Source organism: Phenylobacterium sp. GW821-FHT12F10 (assembly GCF_058806695.1).
Map to the genome: position 1 here is coordinate 767,283 of NZ_JBXAPY010000001.1, position 14,296 is coordinate 781,578.

Annotated in this window: 14 protein-coding genes; 5 read left to right on the forward strand and 9 right to left on the reverse strand. The window is 69.9% G+C overall.

Annotated features, from left to right (window positions below; all coding sequences use genetic code 11):
• Nucleotides 1-20 precede the first annotated feature (20 nt).
• Nucleotides 21-911, reverse strand: a complete 891-nt coding sequence (locus AC1RN5_RS03805; protein WP_493039928.1) for an aldo-keto reductase family protein — start codon at nt 909-911, stop codon at nt 21-23.
• 6 nt (nt 912-917) lie between these two features.
• A complete protein-coding gene (locus AC1RN5_RS03810; protein WP_304699239.1) occupies nt 918-1,151 on the reverse strand; it encodes a BolA family protein in 234 nt (77 codons plus the stop codon).
• A gap of 73 nt (nt 1,152-1,224) precedes the next feature.
• Between AC1RN5_RS03810 and AC1RN5_RS03815 the strand changes: the two genes are divergently transcribed.
• Nucleotides 1,225-1,851: a hypothetical protein gene (locus AC1RN5_RS03815; RefSeq protein WP_493039929.1), complete on the forward strand. Its 627-nt coding sequence runs from the start codon at nt 1,225-1,227 to the stop codon at nt 1,849-1,851.
• Nucleotides 1,852-1,883: 32 nt separating this feature from the next.
• On the opposite strand, the gene AC1RN5_RS03820 is transcribed toward AC1RN5_RS03815, so the two are convergent.
• Nucleotides 1,884-3,116 (reverse strand): serine hydrolase domain-containing protein, encoded by a 1,233-nt coding sequence (locus AC1RN5_RS03820; RefSeq protein WP_493039930.1) that lies wholly within the window; start codon nt 3,114-3,116, stop codon nt 1,884-1,886.
• Between the two features lie 162 nt (nt 3,117-3,278).
• Here AC1RN5_RS03820 and AC1RN5_RS03825 point away from each other — a divergent pair, with 162 nt between their 5' ends.
• Complete coding sequence (locus tag AC1RN5_RS03825) at nt 3,279-3,761, forward strand: CinA family protein (protein WP_493039931.1); 483 nt, start codon at nt 3,279-3,281, stop codon at nt 3,759-3,761.
• Here the strand turns inward: AC1RN5_RS03825 and AC1RN5_RS03830 are convergent, their stop codons facing one another.
• From AC1RN5_RS03830 to purL, 3 genes are all read right to left on the reverse strand, one after another.
• A complete protein-coding gene (locus AC1RN5_RS03830; RefSeq protein WP_493039932.1) occupies nt 3,762-4,787 on the reverse strand; it encodes a GlxA family transcriptional regulator in 1,026 nt (341 codons plus the stop codon).
• Nucleotides 4,788-4,807: 20 nt separating this feature from the next.
• Nucleotides 4,808-5,080 carry a DUF4242 domain-containing protein gene (locus tag AC1RN5_RS03835; RefSeq protein ID WP_493039933.1) on the reverse strand — a complete coding sequence of 91 codons (273 nt, stop codon included), beginning with the start codon at nt 5,078-5,080 and terminating at the stop codon, nt 4,808-4,810.
• A 212-nt stretch (nt 5,081-5,292) separates the two neighbouring features.
• Nucleotides 5,293-7,491, reverse strand: coding sequence for a phosphoribosylformylglycinamidine synthase subunit PurL (gene purL / locus AC1RN5_RS03840; protein ID WP_493039934.1), 2,199 nt, complete (start codon nt 7,489-7,491; stop codon nt 5,293-5,295).
• A 218-nt stretch (nt 7,492-7,709) separates the two neighbouring features.
• Between purL and AC1RN5_RS03845 the strand changes: the two genes are divergently transcribed.
• Together AC1RN5_RS03845 and AC1RN5_RS03850 are read left to right on the forward strand one after the other, a co-directional pair.
• The gene (locus tag AC1RN5_RS03845) at nt 7,710-9,215 is read left to right on the forward strand and encodes a methyl-accepting chemotaxis protein (RefSeq protein ID WP_493039935.1); all 1,506 of its coding nucleotides are present in this window, start codon (nt 7,710-7,712) and stop codon (nt 9,213-9,215) included.
• A gap of 94 nt (nt 9,216-9,309) precedes the next feature.
• Nucleotides 9,310-11,631: an acylase gene (locus tag AC1RN5_RS03850; protein WP_493039936.1), complete on the forward strand. Its 2,322-nt coding sequence runs from the start codon at nt 9,310-9,312 to the stop codon at nt 11,629-11,631.
• Between the two features lie 14 nt (nt 11,632-11,645).
• On the opposite strand, the gene AC1RN5_RS03855 is transcribed toward AC1RN5_RS03850, so the two are convergent.
• Nucleotides 11,646-12,596, reverse strand: coding sequence for a M56 family metallopeptidase (locus AC1RN5_RS03855; protein WP_493039937.1), 951 nt, complete (start codon nt 12,594-12,596; stop codon nt 11,646-11,648).
• Entirely contained in the window at nt 12,589-12,957 is a 369-nt protein-coding gene (locus AC1RN5_RS03860) for a BlaI/MecI/CopY family transcriptional regulator (protein ID WP_493039938.1), read from the reverse strand. Before AC1RN5_RS03860 ends, AC1RN5_RS03855 begins: the two co-directional genes overlap by 8 nt.
• Before the next feature lie 114 nt (nt 12,958-13,071).
• On the opposite strand from AC1RN5_RS03860, the gene AC1RN5_RS03865 reads away from it, so the two are divergent.
• On the forward strand, nt 13,072-13,620 hold the full coding sequence (locus AC1RN5_RS03865) for a methylated-DNA--[protein]-cysteine S-methyltransferase (RefSeq protein ID WP_493039939.1): 549 nt from the start codon (nt 13,072-13,074) through the stop codon (nt 13,618-13,620).
• Here the strand turns inward: AC1RN5_RS03865 and purQ are convergent.
• Nucleotides 13,617-14,279: a phosphoribosylformylglycinamidine synthase subunit PurQ gene (gene purQ / locus AC1RN5_RS03870; RefSeq protein ID WP_421932499.1), complete on the reverse strand. Its 663-nt coding sequence runs from the start codon at nt 14,277-14,279 to the stop codon at nt 13,617-13,619. The two genes, AC1RN5_RS03865 and purQ, sit on opposite strands and share 4 nt — an antisense overlap.
• Nucleotides 14,280-14,296: the final 17 nt, after the last annotated feature.

Here is a 14,296-nt window from a genome sequence, read left to right on the forward strand (position 1 = left end):
GCGGTCGTGGCGCCGTTTGCTCAGGCGCGGCGCTGCTCGACGGTGTCGGCGCTGAAGCGGGCCATTTCGATCTGGGCGGCCACGCCGGTGGGCAGATCCTTGTCGGTGATCATGGCCAGGCGCTCGATGGCCTCGGCGCGGAACTGCTCCACCTGGACCGTGGCGAAGGCGGGCTCGGTCAGCGCATAGGCCAGGCACAGCTCCTCGGCCGACCAGCCCTGGGTCTGATGCAGGAAGGCGTAGGTGCCGGCGCCCGCCAGGGGCTCGGCGCGCCGGAACAGGCCGGCCTTGGGAACCACGCCGCCGCCCCCCGGCCGGCACAGGGCCGGCGGGAAGGGGTCATAGGCGATCATGGTCATGTCGCGGGCCGAGGCGTCCTTGATCCGCCGCCGGGCCTTCCAGTCGGAGATCAGGCTGAAGGGGGTGGCGAGCACGTCGAAGGCGCCGCTGTCGATGCAGGTGTCGATGCAGGGGCCGTCCCCCACCACGCCGATGTGCAGGGCCAGGCCCGCGGCCCGCAGGTCGGCCAGATAGCCTTGGGCGTCTGGCGCCAGGGTCTCGAAGGCCGCCTCGTCCATCATCAGCAGGTCGAAATAGCCGGCGCCGGTCTTGGCCAGGCCGCCGCGGACGCTCAGGGAGATGGCCTCGGCGGTCAGCACCTTGCGGGGATCGCCGCGCAGACGCCAGCCGATCGAGATCAGCCGGCGCTCCACCGCCCGCAGGGCCTCGCCGACCCCCAGCGCCATGATGTCGGACCCGGCGGTGATCTCGAAGCAGTTGACGCCGCTCTCCATGGCCGAGAAGGCCAGGGTCCGCCAGGCGTGCGGCGTGGTCATGTTGGGAGCTTCGCGCAGCAGCAGGCTGATGGCCGAAACCGCCTTGCCGCTCGCGCCGAAGGGCCGGTAGCGCATGGCGGCCTAACCCGGGGCCTGGGTCTCGAGGGCGAGCGCATGCAACTCGCCGCCCATCTTGCCCTTCAGGGCGGCGTAGACGAGTTGATGCTGCTTGACCCGCGAGAGGCCGGCGAAGGCCTTCGAGACGATGCGGGCGCGATAGTGGTCGCCGTCGCCGGCCAGGTCCTCGACCTGGATCTCGGCGTCGGGGAAACCCTCGCGGAGCGAGGCTTCCAGATCGGCGATGGGCATGGGCATGGGAATCGCGCCTCTCAGGAGATCGTTTCTGCGCTAGAAAGCTTAACAAGCCTTGGATCGGGGGGTCGGTTTCATGCTGCGGATCATCGTCGCGCTCAGCCTGGCCCTGGGACTGTCGGCCTGCGGGGTGGTGAGCTCCGAACGCCCGCTGTTCACCGAGGCCGACAGCGTCGGGGCGCCGGTGTTGCGGCCGGGGCTCTGGGCCGCCGTCGAGCCGGCCTGCAAGTTCAATCCCCGCAGCCCAGCCGCCTCCTGGCCCAAGTGCGTCAGCGCCGTCGTGGTGGGCCCCAGCACGCTGGTCGACGTCAAGCGCAACGACGATTCTGCCGGCTCCGACCCCACCGTCCAGACCTACCGGCTGGCGGCCGGCGACCCGGTGGTGGTGCAGATCCAGACCCCGCCGGAGCCGGGCGCCTTCTATTACGGCCTGCGGCCCATGGCGTCGGACGGACAGGGGCGGATCACCAATGTCCGCTTCTGGTATGCGAGGTGCGAGGCGCCGATCCCCGACGGCCAGACGGCCAAGAAGCGCAAGCTGCTGGCGGGTCTCTATCCCATCAAGGGTCAGGAGGCCGGTTGCCTGGCCCGCGCCCCGGCGGCGGTGCGCAACGCCGTCCGCCTGAGCGAGGGCTGGGCCTTCGACGGCGGGACCGACGAGGCCGGCGGCGTCGTCCGCTGGATCCGCGACGGCGACCGATAGGCCCCCCTCCATCAGGAGAGGGGCCGCCGGTCTCAGTCGATGATGGCCGAGTAGATCAGGCTCTTCAGCTGGCCGCGGAAGTTGAAGGTGCCCGACGGCATCAGCTGGGTCATGAAGACCACCGAGAGGTCCTCCTTGGGGTCCACCCAGAAGATGGTGGAGGCCGCGCCGCCCCAGTAGTAGTCGCCCGCCCCCAGGGTGGCGGTCTGGGTCTGGCTCATGGTCGAAGCGAAGCCCAGGCCGAAGCCCACGCCCTCGTTGGCGGTTTCGGAGAAGCCGCCGATCGCCATCTGGGTCAGGTCCTTGCCGCCGGCCAGGTGGTTCATGTGCATCATCTCCAGGGTGCGCGGGCCGATCACGCGGTGACCGTCCAGTTCCCCGCCCCGGCGCAGCATCTCGCAGAAGCGCATGTAGTCGGCCGTCGTGCCGGTGAGGCCGCCGCCGCCGGACTTGAAGCCGGGCTCGCGGGTGAACTCGCTGGTCATGGGGTCATCCATCACCTTGAGCTTCTTGTCGGGGCCGCGCTGATAGTTGGCGCAGAAGCGGTCGATCTTGTCGGGCGCCACGAAGAAGGCGGTGTCCGTCATGCCCAGGGGGCCGAAGATCTCCTCCTGCAGGTACTGGGCGAAGGGTTTGCCGGAGATCACCTCCACCAGGGCGCCGCAGATGTCGGTGGCCAGCGAATACATCCAGCGCTCGCCGGGCTGGTAGAGCAGCGGCACCTGGCCGAGCTTGTCGAGGAACTCCATCATGGAGTCCTTGCCGCCGACGCTGCGCACCTTCAGCCCGCGATAGATCTTGTCGACGGGGTGCTGGTCGCCGACCCCCGGCAGGCCGCCGCCATAGGTGAAGCCGCCGGAGTGGGAGAGCACGTCCTTGAAGGAGACCGGCCGCTTGGGCGCCTCGGTGACCATGTCCTCGCCCTCGCCCGAGACCCAGACCCGGTGCTTCTTCCAGGAGGGCACGAAGCGGCTGACCGGGTCGTTGAGCTGGAAATAGCCCTTTTCGTACAGGGTCATGAGCGCGATCGAGGTGATCGGCTTGGTCATGGAATAGATGCGGAAGATGGCGTCATCCATCATCGGCTTGCCGCGCTCCAGGTCCATGGAGCCGAAGGACTTCTGATAGGCCGAGTGGCCGTGCCGGGAGACGGAGATCTGGCAGCCGGCGATCTTCTGCGGGCCGATATAGTTGCGCTCGATATGGTCGGTGATGCGTTCCAGCCGACCGGCGTCGAGCCCGGTCCATTGCGAATGGGCGTCCATGAATAGTTCCTCCGAAAATCTCAGCTGTTCTAATTGCCGGCATCATTAGCCCGAGGCGGGGCCAAGCCAAGAAAATCCTGACGCGGCGTCAGGGCGATCGCGGCGTTGCCCCGGCGGCGCGGACGGGCGATGACGATGGGAACGAGGAAGAGGAACCCGCCGATGCAAGCGCTCTACGACCTGGCCGAGACCATCGGCGTTCAGCTCAAGGCCCGCAAGGAGACGGTGGCCGTGGCCGAAAGCTCCTCGGGCGGCCTGGTGTCGGCGGCGCTGCTCAGTGTGGGCGGGGCCTCGGCCTACTATCTGGGCGGCGGGGTGATCTACACCGGCAAGGCCCGCATGGTGCTGCTGGAGCTGCCGAGGGAAGCCGTCGCCGGCATGCGCTCGGCCAGCGAGCCCTACGCCATGCTGCTGGCCCGCACGGTCCGCGAGCGGTTTGGGGCCACCTGGGGGGTCTCGGAGACCGGGGCGGCGGGGCCCACCGGCAATCCCTATGGCGACGCGGCGGGCCACACCTGCATCGCCATCTCCGGCCCTATCGAGATGGCCATGACCATCGAGACCGCGTCGGACGACCGCAAGGCCAACATGGAGGCCTTCGCCGCCTCGGTCCTGCGCATGCTGGAGCGTGCGCTCTCCGAGTAACTAGGGCGCCGGCAGGACCGGCTGGCCCCGCACGCCCAGGGGCGCGAAGTGGGCGCGATAGTCGGTGGGGGTCATGCCGGTGATCCGCTTGAACAGGCTGCGGAAGAAGGCCACGTCGTCGTAGCCGACCTCGGAGCTGATGGACTGGATCGGCTTGGCGTCGCGCTCCAACATGTTCTTGGCCGCCTCGATCCGCAGGGCCTGGAGGTAGGCCGCCGGCAGCCGCCCGGTGGCGGCCTTGAAGTGCCGCACGAAGGTCCGCGCCCCCAGGCCGGCGTGGTCGGCCAGGTCCTGGGTGGAGACGTCGCGGGACAGGTTGGTCTGCAGGAAGGCCTCCACCTGGCGGATGCGGGAATCGTCGTGCGGCTGGGAGACCGGCAGGACCGCATAGCCCGACTGGTGGATGCGCGGCATGGGCAGCAGCAGGGCCTTGGCGCACTTCAGCGCCACCTCGTGGCCGCACAGCTTCTCCACCAGATAGAGGCTGACATCCATCGAGGCGTAGACCCCGCCGCTGCACAACAGGCGGCTGTCCTCGGTGACGAACAGGTCCTGACGCCACCGCACCTTGGGATAGCGGGCGCAAAGCCGGTCGGAGACCGCCCAGTGGGTGGTGGCGATCCGCCCGTCCAGCAGGCCCGCCTCGGCCAGATAGGCCGCGCCCATGCAGACGCCCGCCACATAGGCGCCCCGGGCGTAGTGCCGCTTCAGCCAGGGCAGCAGGGCGCTGTTCTCCACGAGCTTCAGATCGAGGTCGAGCCCCGAGGTGGGCACGATGATGATGTCGGTCCGCTCGATGTCGTCCAGCGCCGCTTCCGGCGTGATGGACAGGCCGTAGGGACTGCGGACCGCATCGCCGCCGAGCGACACGGTCCGCACCCGGAAGGCGGGTTGGGGTTCCTGGTCGTGGAGGTCGTTCCAGAGGGTGCCGGCGGAGTGGAAGATCTCCACCGGCATGATCGCCGTCGAGGACAGCCCGTCGTCGAGCAGCACCACGGTCACGTCCAGCACTGGGCGCTCCTTCATCTGCAGGATCCCCAACCTTCCTAGCCCGCCGTGGCCGGGTCGATGGCGCCGGTCAGTTGCGTCACCTTGTTGGCCGGGAAGCCGCTCAGTTTCGCATGTTCCTGAACCGCCGCCTCGTCCTCGGCCAGATAGACGCAGAAGGTCTTGTCCTTGGCGACGAAGGATTCCAGCCATTGGACGCGCGGCGCAAGCTTGGCGAGGGCGGCGTTGGAGACAGCCGCCGCGCCCTTCAGCTCGTCGGCGCTCATCTTGTCGACGCCGGGGATGTCCCGCTCGATCATGTATTTCTTCATAGGTAAGGCTCCGTTTCAGGGAGCGCGAACCTGACCGCAGTCGCGGTTTGGCGGTAGACGGTGATCAGGACAACCTAGGGGGGCGATTCTCCCTCCCCTTCATGGGGAGGGTGGATGACGCGAAGCGTCAGACGGGTGGGGAAGCCTCCCGGTGCTCCCCACCCCGACCGCTGTCGCGGTCTGCCCCTCCCCATGAGGGGGAGGGAGGGCGACTATCCCATATAGGCCGGCATCCAGCCCTCGTGGCTGGCCCGCAGGTCGTCGAGGGAGACGCTGAAGATGCCGGCGCAGGCCAGGGCCTGGCCGTCGGCGTGGCCCACCACCTCGCCGGCGACGCCGGCCGCATGGGCGGCCTTCAGCAGGGGCAGGGGATCGGCCACCGCGATCAGGTAGCGGCCCTGGTCCTCGCCGAACAGCAGGGCGTGGTCGGGCAGCTTGGAGGGGAGCTCCAGGGTGATCCCGACATTGGAGGCCAGGGCCATCTCGGCGGCTGCGGCCACCAGGCCGCCGTCGGACAGGTCGTGGACGACGGTCACCCGGCGCGCCTCGATCTCCGCGCGCACGAAGTCGCCGATCCTGCGTTCCATCGCCAGGTTCACTGGCGGCGGGGCGCCGTCCTCACGGCCGAGGATCTCGCGCAGGTACATGCTGGCGCCCAGCTCGCCGAGGGTCTCGCCCAGCAGCACCAGGGTGTCTCCGGCCTTCATGCCGGCGAAGTCGGCGCGCCTGGTGGAATCGGCCAGCAGGCCCACGGCGCCCACGGTGGGGGTGGGCGGAATGGCGGCGCCATTGGTCTCGTTGTAGAGCGACACGTTCCCGCTCACGACCGGGAAGTCCAGGGCCCGGCAGGCCTCGGCCATGCCCTCGATGGCGCGGACGATCTGGCCCATGATCTCGGGGCGCTCGGGGTTGCCGAAGTTCAGGTTGTCGGTGATGGCGATGGGGTCGGCGCCCACGCAGGTCAGGTTGCGCCAGGCCTCGGCCACAGCCTGTTTGCCGCCCTCATAGGGGTCGTTCTGCACATAGCGCGGGGTGACGTCGGAGGTCATGGCCAGGGCCTTCTTGGTCCCGTGCACGCGCACGATCCCGGCGTCGGCGCCGGTGGCGCTGTCCTCCAGGGTGTCGGCCATGACGTGGCGGTCGTACTGCTCCCAGAGCCAGCGCTTGGAGGCCATGTCCGGGGCGCTCATCAGCTTCAGGACGGCCTTGCCGTAGTCGGCGGGCTCGGGGACGTCGGCGGGCTCCAGGCGGGCGTGCAGCGGCGGCTGCACCCAGGGCCGGTCATAGAGCGGGGCGTCGTCGAACAGCGGCGCGAGCGGCACGTCGCAGACGGTCTCGCCCTTGTGCTTCAGGACCAGGTGGCCGGTGTCGGTGGTGTGGCCGATGACGGCGGCGTCCAGGCCCCACTTCTCGAAGATGGCGTGGCCGTCATGCTCGCGGCCGGGCTTCAGGACCGCCAGCATGCGCTCCTGGCTCTCCGACAGCATCATCTCGTAGGCGGTCATGCCCTCTTCGCGCTGGGGCACCATGTCCAGGTCCAGCTCGATGCCGACCTCGCCCTTGCCGGCCATCTCCACGGACGAGGAGGTGAGGCCCGCCGCCCCCATGTCCTGGATGGCGGCCACGGCGCCGGACGCCATCAGCTCCAGGGTCGCCTCGATCAGCAGCTTCTCGGCGAAGGGGTCGCCGACCTGGACGGTGGGGCGCTTCTCGTCCGACGCGTCGTCGAACTCCTGGCTGGCCATGGTGGCGCCGTGGATGCCGTCGCGGCCGGTCTTGGAGCCGAAATAGACCACGGCCAAGCCCGCCGAGGGGGCGGCCGAGTAGAAGATCTTGTCGGCGTCGGCCAGGCCCACGCACATGGCGTTGACCAGGATGTTGCCGTCATAGCCCTTATGGAAATTGGTCTCGCCGGCCACGGTGGGCACGCCCACGCAGTTGCCGTAGCCGCCGATCCCGCTGACCACGCCGGCCACCAGCCGCTTGGTCTTCGGATGGCTCGGATCCCCGAAGCGCAGGGCGTTCAGCAGGGCGATGGGGCGCGCGCCCATCGTGAAGACGTCGCGCATGATGCCGCCGACCCCGGTCGCCGCCCCCTGATAGGGCTCGATATAGGAGGGGTGGTTGTGGCTCTCCATCTTGAAGATGCAGGCCTGGCCGTCGCCGATGTCGACGACGCCCGCGTTCTCGCCCGGCCCGCAGATCACCCGCGGACCCTTGGTGGGGAACTTGCCCAGGTGGATCTTGCTGGACTTGTAGGAGCAGTGCTCGCTCCACATCACCGAGAACACGCCCAGCTCGACCGGGGTCGGCTCCCGGTTCAGGCGTCGGAGGATGAGGTCGTATTCCTCGGGCTTCAGGCCGTATTCGGCGGCCGTCTCGGCCAGGGTCTTCGCAGGCTGGGCGCTCATGGCGCGCGTTCTAGCCGGACTCGGGCGCGCACGCGATAGGGGCGGGCGATTCCCTGCGCCGTCTGAGCCGATCCTGCCCCCGCATGGCCACGCCAGGGTGGCGCCGCCACGCCGGGCGCCATCCGTCGCGCTGATTGTCGCGGCCGCGCGTCCTTAAGGGGGCCTTAACCCTCACCGCACAGCTTCGCCGGATTACTCAATCTGGGTGCATTTCCGCCATGCCGCGTACCATCGACGATCGCCTCCGCTTCATGAAGCTGGATCAGGAGGCGCAGGCGCGCATCGCAAGCCTGAAGCCGGTGGTCATGAAGGCCCTGCCCGCCGCCCTGGATGGGTTCTACGACCAGGTGCGGGCGACGCCGGAGACCCGGGCGCACTTCTCCAGCGACGCGCACATGACCGCGGCCCAGAACCGGCAGCTCGGTCACTGGGACATGATCTCCAGCGGCCAGTTCGACGACACCTACGCCAAGGCTGTCACCAAGGTGGGCGAGGTTCACGCCCGCATCGGCCTGGAGCCCAGCTGGTACGTCGGCGGCTACGCCCTGGTGCTGGAGTCCCTGCTAACCAAGGTTCTGGAGGCGCGCTGGCCGAAGGGCGGCTTCGGGGCGCGCGGGCCGGACGTCAAGACGGTGGCCGCCGAGGTGGGCGCCCTGACCAAGGCGACCTTCCTGGACATGGACATCGCCATCTCCGTCTATCTGGAGGCTCTGGAGAGCAAGCGGATCGAGGCCGAGAGGGAGCGCCGCCAGAGCGAGGAACAGCAGAATCAGATGGTCGCAGCCCTGGCTGAGGGCCTGCGGCGGCTCGCGGGAGGCGACCTCACCGCGGCCATGACCGTCCAGGTCGATCCTCGCTTCCAGGGGATCAAGAGCGATTTCAACGCCGCCCTGGATGGCCTGCGCGAGGCCATGGCGGCGATCTCCACCTCGACCTCGGCGGTGCGGGGCGGGTCCGACGAGATCTCCTCGGCGGCCGACGACCTGTCGCGCCGCACCGAGCACCAGGCCGCCAGCCTGGAGCAGACCGCCGCGGCCCTGGACGAGATCACCGCCACGGTGCGCCAGACGGCGTCGGGGGCGCGGGCGGCCTCGGAGGTGGTGCTGGCCGCGCGCGGCGACGCCCAGGCCAGCGGCGACGTCGTCCAGCAGGCTGTCGCCGCCATGGCGCAGATCGAGCAGTCCTCCAGCCAGATCAGCCAGATCATCGGGGTGATCGATGAGATCGCCTTCCAGACCAACCTCCTGGCCCTCAACGCCGGGGTCGAGGCCGCCCGCGCGGGCGAGGCGGGGCGAGGCTTCGCCGTCGTCGCCTCCGAGGTCCGGGCCCTGGCCCAGCGTTCGGCGGAGGCCGCCAAGGAGATCAAGACCCTGATCTCGGCCTCCAGCCAGCAGGTCGGGTCCGGCGTGCAACTGGTGGGCCAGACCGGCGAAGCCCTGCAGCGGATCGTCGACCGGGTCGCCGAGATCGACAGCATGGTCAGCGAGATCGCCGCCACGGCCCAGGAGCAGTCGGTGGGCCTGGCCCAGGTGAACACCGCGGTGAACCAGATGGACCAGGTCACCCAGCAGAACGCCGCCATGGTGGAGGAGACCACCGCGGCGGCCAGCAGCCTGCGCTCCGAAGCCGGCGAGCTGAGCCGGCTGATCAGCCGCTTCGAGACCGGCGCCCCGGCCGCCGCGGCCCGCGCCGACATGGCTCCTCGCCGACGGCTGGCAAGCTAGGCCCCGCGCCGCCGCCGGCGTTGACTGACCCCTGGTCACCGCCGTCATGTTGAGTCCGACGCGGCGCGGCGAACGCGCCCGGGAGGGACGGGTGATGTGGGGTAGGATTTCGGCGCTGATGGGCGCGGCGGTGGTCTGTCTGGCGGCGGGCGGGGCGCAGGCGGCTCCCGCCTTCAAGGCCAAGATCGCCCGCACCCAGTATGGCGTTCCCCACATCAGCGCCGCCGACTATGGCGGGATCGGCTACGGCCAGGCCTACGCCTTCGCCCAGGACAATCTCTGCCTGCTGGCCGACAAGGTCGTCACCGTCAACGGCGAGCGCTCGAAGTATTTCGGCCCCGACGGCGTCACCACCATCGCGTTCACCGAAACCAAGAACCTGGAGAGCGACTTCTTCTTCCGCTCCAATCTGGACGTCGCGGCCCTGAAGACCAATTTCGACAAGCTGTCGGCCGACTACCGCAACCTCGTCCTGGGCTATGTGGTCGGCTACAACCGGTTCCTGCGCGACACTCCCAAGGCCCGCCTGCCCGTCGCCTGCCGCGACGCCGCCTGGCTGCGGCCCATCAATCTCGACGACATGCTGCGCCTCAACGAGGAGCGGATGATCCAGGCCAGCGGCGGGGCGTGGCTGCGCCAAATCAACGCCGCGGCCCCGCCGGCCCTCAAGGCCCAGGCGGCGTTGGATGCGCCGGGCCTGCCCGCCGATCCGGCGCAGTTTGGCCTGGGCAGCAACGGCTGGGCCTTCGGCCGCGACGTCACCGCCAACCGCTCCGGCGTCCTGCTGGGCAATCCGCACTTCCCCTGGGAGACCACCAACCGGTTCTACCAGGTTCACCTGACGATCCCGGGCAAGCTGGACGTCATGGGGGTGACCATCGGCGGCGCGCCGGGCATGTCCATCGGCTTCAACAGGGACGTGGCCTGGACCCACACCGTCTCCACCGACCGCCACTTCACGATCTTCGAACTCAGCCTGGATCCGGCCGATCCCACCGCCTATTTCGTCGACGGCAAGCGCCTGACCATGGCCAGCAAGGCGGTGACCGTTGAGGTCAAGGACGGCCCGCCCCAGACGCGAACGGTCTACACATCCATCTATGGACCCCTGGTGGTCATGCCCCAGGTGGGGGTGGCCTGGAGCGCCAAGACCGCTTACGCCCTGCGCGACGCCAATAAGAACAATGTCCGCTCCGGCGACACCTGGCTCGACATCGCCCGCGCCCGCTCCGTCGAGGAGATCAAGGCCGGGATCAGCAAGACCCTGGGCATACCCTGGGTGAACACCATCGCCAGCGACCGCAGGGGCGAGGTCCTCTACGCCGACATCACCGCCACCCCCAATGTCACCGCCGAGCTGGCCAAGACCTGCGCCCCGCCCTCGGGCCTGGGGCCGCTGGCCGCCACGGCGCGGATCTATGTGCTGGATGGCGCGCGCTCGGCCTGCGAGTGGCAGGTCGCCGCCGGGACGCCGTCCCCGGGCCTGACGCCCGGCGAGGCCATGCCCGCCCAGATCCGCACCGACTATGTGGCCAACAGCAATGACAGCTACTGGCTGGCCAACGCCCGCGCGCCGATGGCCGCCTTCGCGCCCATCGTCGGGCCCACCGCCGTGGCCCAGAACCTGCGCACCCGTTCGGGCCTGATGGAGATCGAGGCCCGCCTGGCCGGGACCGACGGCCTGCCGGGCAAGGCCATCGACCCCGCCGCCGTCGAGGCCATGCTCTACCGCAACCGCAACCTGGCGGCCGACCTGGCCATCCCCGACCTGCTGAAGCTGTGCGTCGAGGCGCCGAGCGGGACCAGCACGGCGGGCCAGGACGTCAGCCTCGCCGACGCCTGCACGGTGCTGGCCCAGTGGGACCGGCGGATGAATGTCGACAGCCGCGGCGCCCACCTGTTCGTGGAGTTCTGGCGCAAGGCCGAGCGCATTCCCGGCCTCTGGGCCACGCCCTTCGACCCCACCGACCCTGTCCACACCCCGAGCGGCCTCAACGCCGCCGCCAGCGCCAAGATCAAGACGGCGCTCGCCGACGCCGTCGAGCTGCTGGCCGCCAAGGGCGTGGCCCTCGACGCCCCCTGGGGCCAGGTGCAGTACGCGGTGCGCGGCGATCAGAAGATCCCGGTCCATGGGGGCGAGGGGAGCGACGGGGTGCTCAACGCCCAGCAGTCGGCGTGGGTGGGGTCGGGCCTGGTGCCCTTCCACGGCTCCAGCTACATCCAGGTGGTGACCTTCGACGCCAAGGGCCCGGTGGCCGACGCCATCCTCACCTATTCCCAGTCCACCGATCCGGGATCGCCGCACTTCGCCGACCAGACTCTTCTGCACGCCCGCAAGGGATGGGTGCGGCTGCCGTTCTCGGCCGCCGAGATCGCCGCCGACAAGGCCCTGACGGTGACGACGATCGCGGAGTGATCCCGATTTGAATCCTATCGGGCCGCGACGGTCAGGGCTTTGACCTGGTCGGCCGAGAGGGAGATCACCACCACGGTGGCGGGTTCCCGGCGCAGGGCCGCCTGGTGCGGCTGGTCCAGCCAGCGGACGTGGGGCGGCGCCGGCGGCTGGGCGGCCCAGGCGCCGAGGCCCGCCGCGCCGGCCAGGACCATGACGACCCAGAAGCCCGCCAGGGCGCGACTCTGGGACGGCCGCGCCTGCCTCAGCATGTCGATCCGCGCCTCTAGGGGGTGACGCGAGGGAGCCGGCCAGTAGCAGCCGAAGGGCAGGGGATCGGCGGCGAGCTGGGTCTTCAGCATGGTTTGGGCGTAGCGGCGCCGCTCGCTGGGCCGCCGGGCCATCACCGTGGCGTCGCAGGCCAGCTCCTGGTCCAGGCGGACGTGATAGGCGGCCAGATGGACGAGGGGATTGAACCAGTTGATCGCCTGGGCGAGGGCGACCCAGGCGTTGACCTTGGGGTCGCCGCGATCGATGTGCGCCCGCTCGTGGGCCCGGACCAGGGCGCGCTCCTCCGGCGTGAAGCGGTCGTGGTGGTCGGCCGGGGTGACGATACGCGGGGCGATGACCCCCACCACCGCCGGCCCCGCGGCGCCGGCCTTGGCGCGCTGCAGGAACCGCCACTGGCCAAAAGCCATCAGGGCGAGCAGGGCGACGGCGCCGGCCGCCCAGACCTCCACCGCCAGGGAAAGGCCGGCCGGCTGGGTCAGGGAGATCGGCAGGGGCAGGGAGGGGCCCGGGGTCGCGTTGGGCGCCTCGGCGGCCGGGACCAGGCTGGCGACGAAGGCCAGGGGGACCATCAGCCACAGGCGATAGGCCATCTCCGCGCCGAACAGCCGCCGGGCCGGCAGGCGCAGGGCGAAGACCAGGGCGATCGCCAGGCTGGCGGCTAGGTTGGCCCGCAACAGGTCGGCCAGCAGGTCAGTCATCGTCGTCGAGCTCCGCGATCAGCTTCTTGAGGCGAGCGATCTCTTCGGGTTTCAGCTTCCGGTTCTGGGCGAAGTGGGCGACGAGGGGGGCGAGCTGGCCCTCGAACAGCCGGTCCAGCAGGCCCTGGCTCTCGTCCTGGATGTAGTTGGCCCGCGCGATCAGGGCGACGTACTGGTGGCGGCCGTCGACCCGTTCGGACCGGATGGCCTTCTTCTTCAGCAGGCGGTTGATCAGGGTCTTCACCGTCGCCTCGGCCCAGGGCTGGCGGGCGCGGACATCGGCCACGATCTCGTCGGCGGTGAGCGGGGTCTTCCGCCACAGCGCCTCCATGATCTGACTTTCGGCTTCGGTGATGTTCATGAGACTTACGCGTGTAATTTTGACCGAGGCTACGCGCCTCCGCTCTCAAGTCAAGCCGGCTGCCCGGGTCCGATTCCCGCCAGCCCGCCGCCCAGTTTCTGATAGGGTGTTGCCATGTCCGAGCTCGGTTTCACCCTCTTCGACACCGCCATCGGCCGCTGCGGCCTGGCCTGGGGCGCGGCCGGCATCGTCGCCGTGCGCCTGCCCGACAGCTCGGACGCCAGGGCGCGGGCCCGCTTCGAGCAGCGGTTCCCCGGTATCGCGGCGCGCGAACCGACCCCCGAGATCGCCGGGGCCATCGCCCGCATCCAGGGCCTGCTGGCCGGGGGCAAGGACGACCTGGCCGATATCGTCCTGGACATGGAGGGCCTGAGCGATTTCCAGCGCCGGGTCTACGCCATCGGCCGGTCCATCCCGCCCGGCCAGACCCTGACCTATGGCGAGGTCGCCAAACGCCTGGGCGACCCCACAGCCTCCCGCGCGGTGGGCGAGGCCATGGGCAAGAACCCGTTCCCGATCATCATGCCGTGCCACCGCGTCCAGGGGGCCGACGGCAAGCTGGGCGGCTTCTCCGCGCCCGGCGGCGGGGCCACCAAGCTGAAGCTGCTGGAGATCGAGGGCGCGACCTCGGTGGAGGCCCTGCCGCTGTTCGCCGGGCGCTAGGCGCTGGCGAGCGCGCTCTGGAACAGGATCGCGCCGTCGGCCGAGCCCAGCTCGGCCTCGAAGGCCCGGTCGGGGTGGGGCATCAGGCCAAGCACATTGCCCCGCGCATTGACCACGCCGGCGATGGCGTGGGCCGAGCCGTTGGGGTTGTCCTTGTAGCGGAACACCACCTGGCCCTCGCCCTCGATGCGGGCCAGGGTCTCGGGATCGGCGAAGAAGTTCCCCTCGCCATTGCCCACCGTCATGGTCACCTCGCGGCGCCCGGCATAGCCGGCGGTGAACCGGGTCTGGGCGTTGGTGACTTCGAGCGCCACCGGCTTGCAGACGTATTTCAGCGCCTCGTTGCGCAGCAGGGCGCCAGGCAGCATGCCGGCCTCGCAGAGGATCTGGAAGCCGTTGCAGATCCCGACGGTGGCCACGCCGCGTTCGGCCGCCAGCTTGACGTCGTTCATGATCGGCGAGAGGGCGGCCATGGCCCCGCAACGCAGGTAGTCGCCGTAGGAGAAGCCGCCCGGCAGGACGATCAGGTCGATGCCGTGGGGCAGGGCGGTGTCGCCGTGCCAGACCATGTCGACGCTGGCGCCGGTGGAGCGCTCGATGGCGACCTTGCAGTCGCGATCGCAGTTGGACCCGGGGAAAACGATGACGGCGGCTTTCATGGGCGGGTTCCTAGGCC

Excerpts from the sequence above, each read along its gene's own strand:
- AC1RN5_RS03805 (WP_493039928.1), bottom strand. The coding sequence starts at position 911 with ATGCGCTACCGGCCCTTCGGCGCGAGCGGCAAGGCGGTTTCGGCCATC.
- AC1RN5_RS03810 (WP_304699239.1), bottom strand. The coding sequence starts at position 1,151 with ATGCCCATGCCCATCGCCGATCTGGAAGCCTCGCTCCGCGAGGGTTTC.
- AC1RN5_RS03815 (WP_493039929.1), top strand. The coding sequence starts at position 1,225 with ATGCTGCGGATCATCGTCGCGCTCAGCCTGGCCCTGGGACTGTCGGCC.
- AC1RN5_RS03820 (WP_493039930.1), bottom strand. The coding sequence starts at position 3,116 with ATGGACGCCCATTCGCAATGGACCGGGCTCGACGCCGGTCGGCTGGAA.
- AC1RN5_RS03825 (WP_493039931.1), top strand. The coding sequence starts at position 3,279 with ATGCAAGCGCTCTACGACCTGGCCGAGACCATCGGCGTTCAGCTCAAG.
- AC1RN5_RS03830 (WP_493039932.1), bottom strand. The coding sequence starts at position 4,787 with ATGAAGGAGCGCCCAGTGCTGGACGTGACCGTGGTGCTGCTCGACGAC.
- AC1RN5_RS03835 (WP_493039933.1), bottom strand. The coding sequence starts at position 5,080 with ATGAAGAAATACATGATCGAGCGGGACATCCCCGGCGTCGACAAGATG.
- purL (WP_493039934.1), bottom strand. The coding sequence starts at position 7,491 with ATGAGCGCCCAGCCTGCGAAGACCCTGGCCGAGACGGCCGCCGAATAC.
- AC1RN5_RS03845 (WP_493039935.1), top strand. The coding sequence starts at position 7,710 with ATGCCGCGTACCATCGACGATCGCCTCCGCTTCATGAAGCTGGATCAG.
- AC1RN5_RS03850 (WP_493039936.1), top strand. The coding sequence starts at position 9,310 with ATGTGGGGTAGGATTTCGGCGCTGATGGGCGCGGCGGTGGTCTGTCTG.
- AC1RN5_RS03855 (WP_493039937.1), bottom strand. The coding sequence starts at position 12,596 with ATGACTGACCTGCTGGCCGACCTGTTGCGGGCCAACCTAGCCGCCAGC.
- AC1RN5_RS03860 (WP_493039938.1), bottom strand. The coding sequence starts at position 12,957 with ATGAACATCACCGAAGCCGAAAGTCAGATCATGGAGGCGCTGTGGCGG.
- AC1RN5_RS03865 (WP_493039939.1), top strand. The coding sequence starts at position 13,072 with ATGTCCGAGCTCGGTTTCACCCTCTTCGACACCGCCATCGGCCGCTGC.
- purQ (WP_421932499.1), bottom strand. The coding sequence starts at position 14,279 with ATGAAAGCCGCCGTCATCGTTTTCCCCGGGTCCAACTGCGATCGCGAC.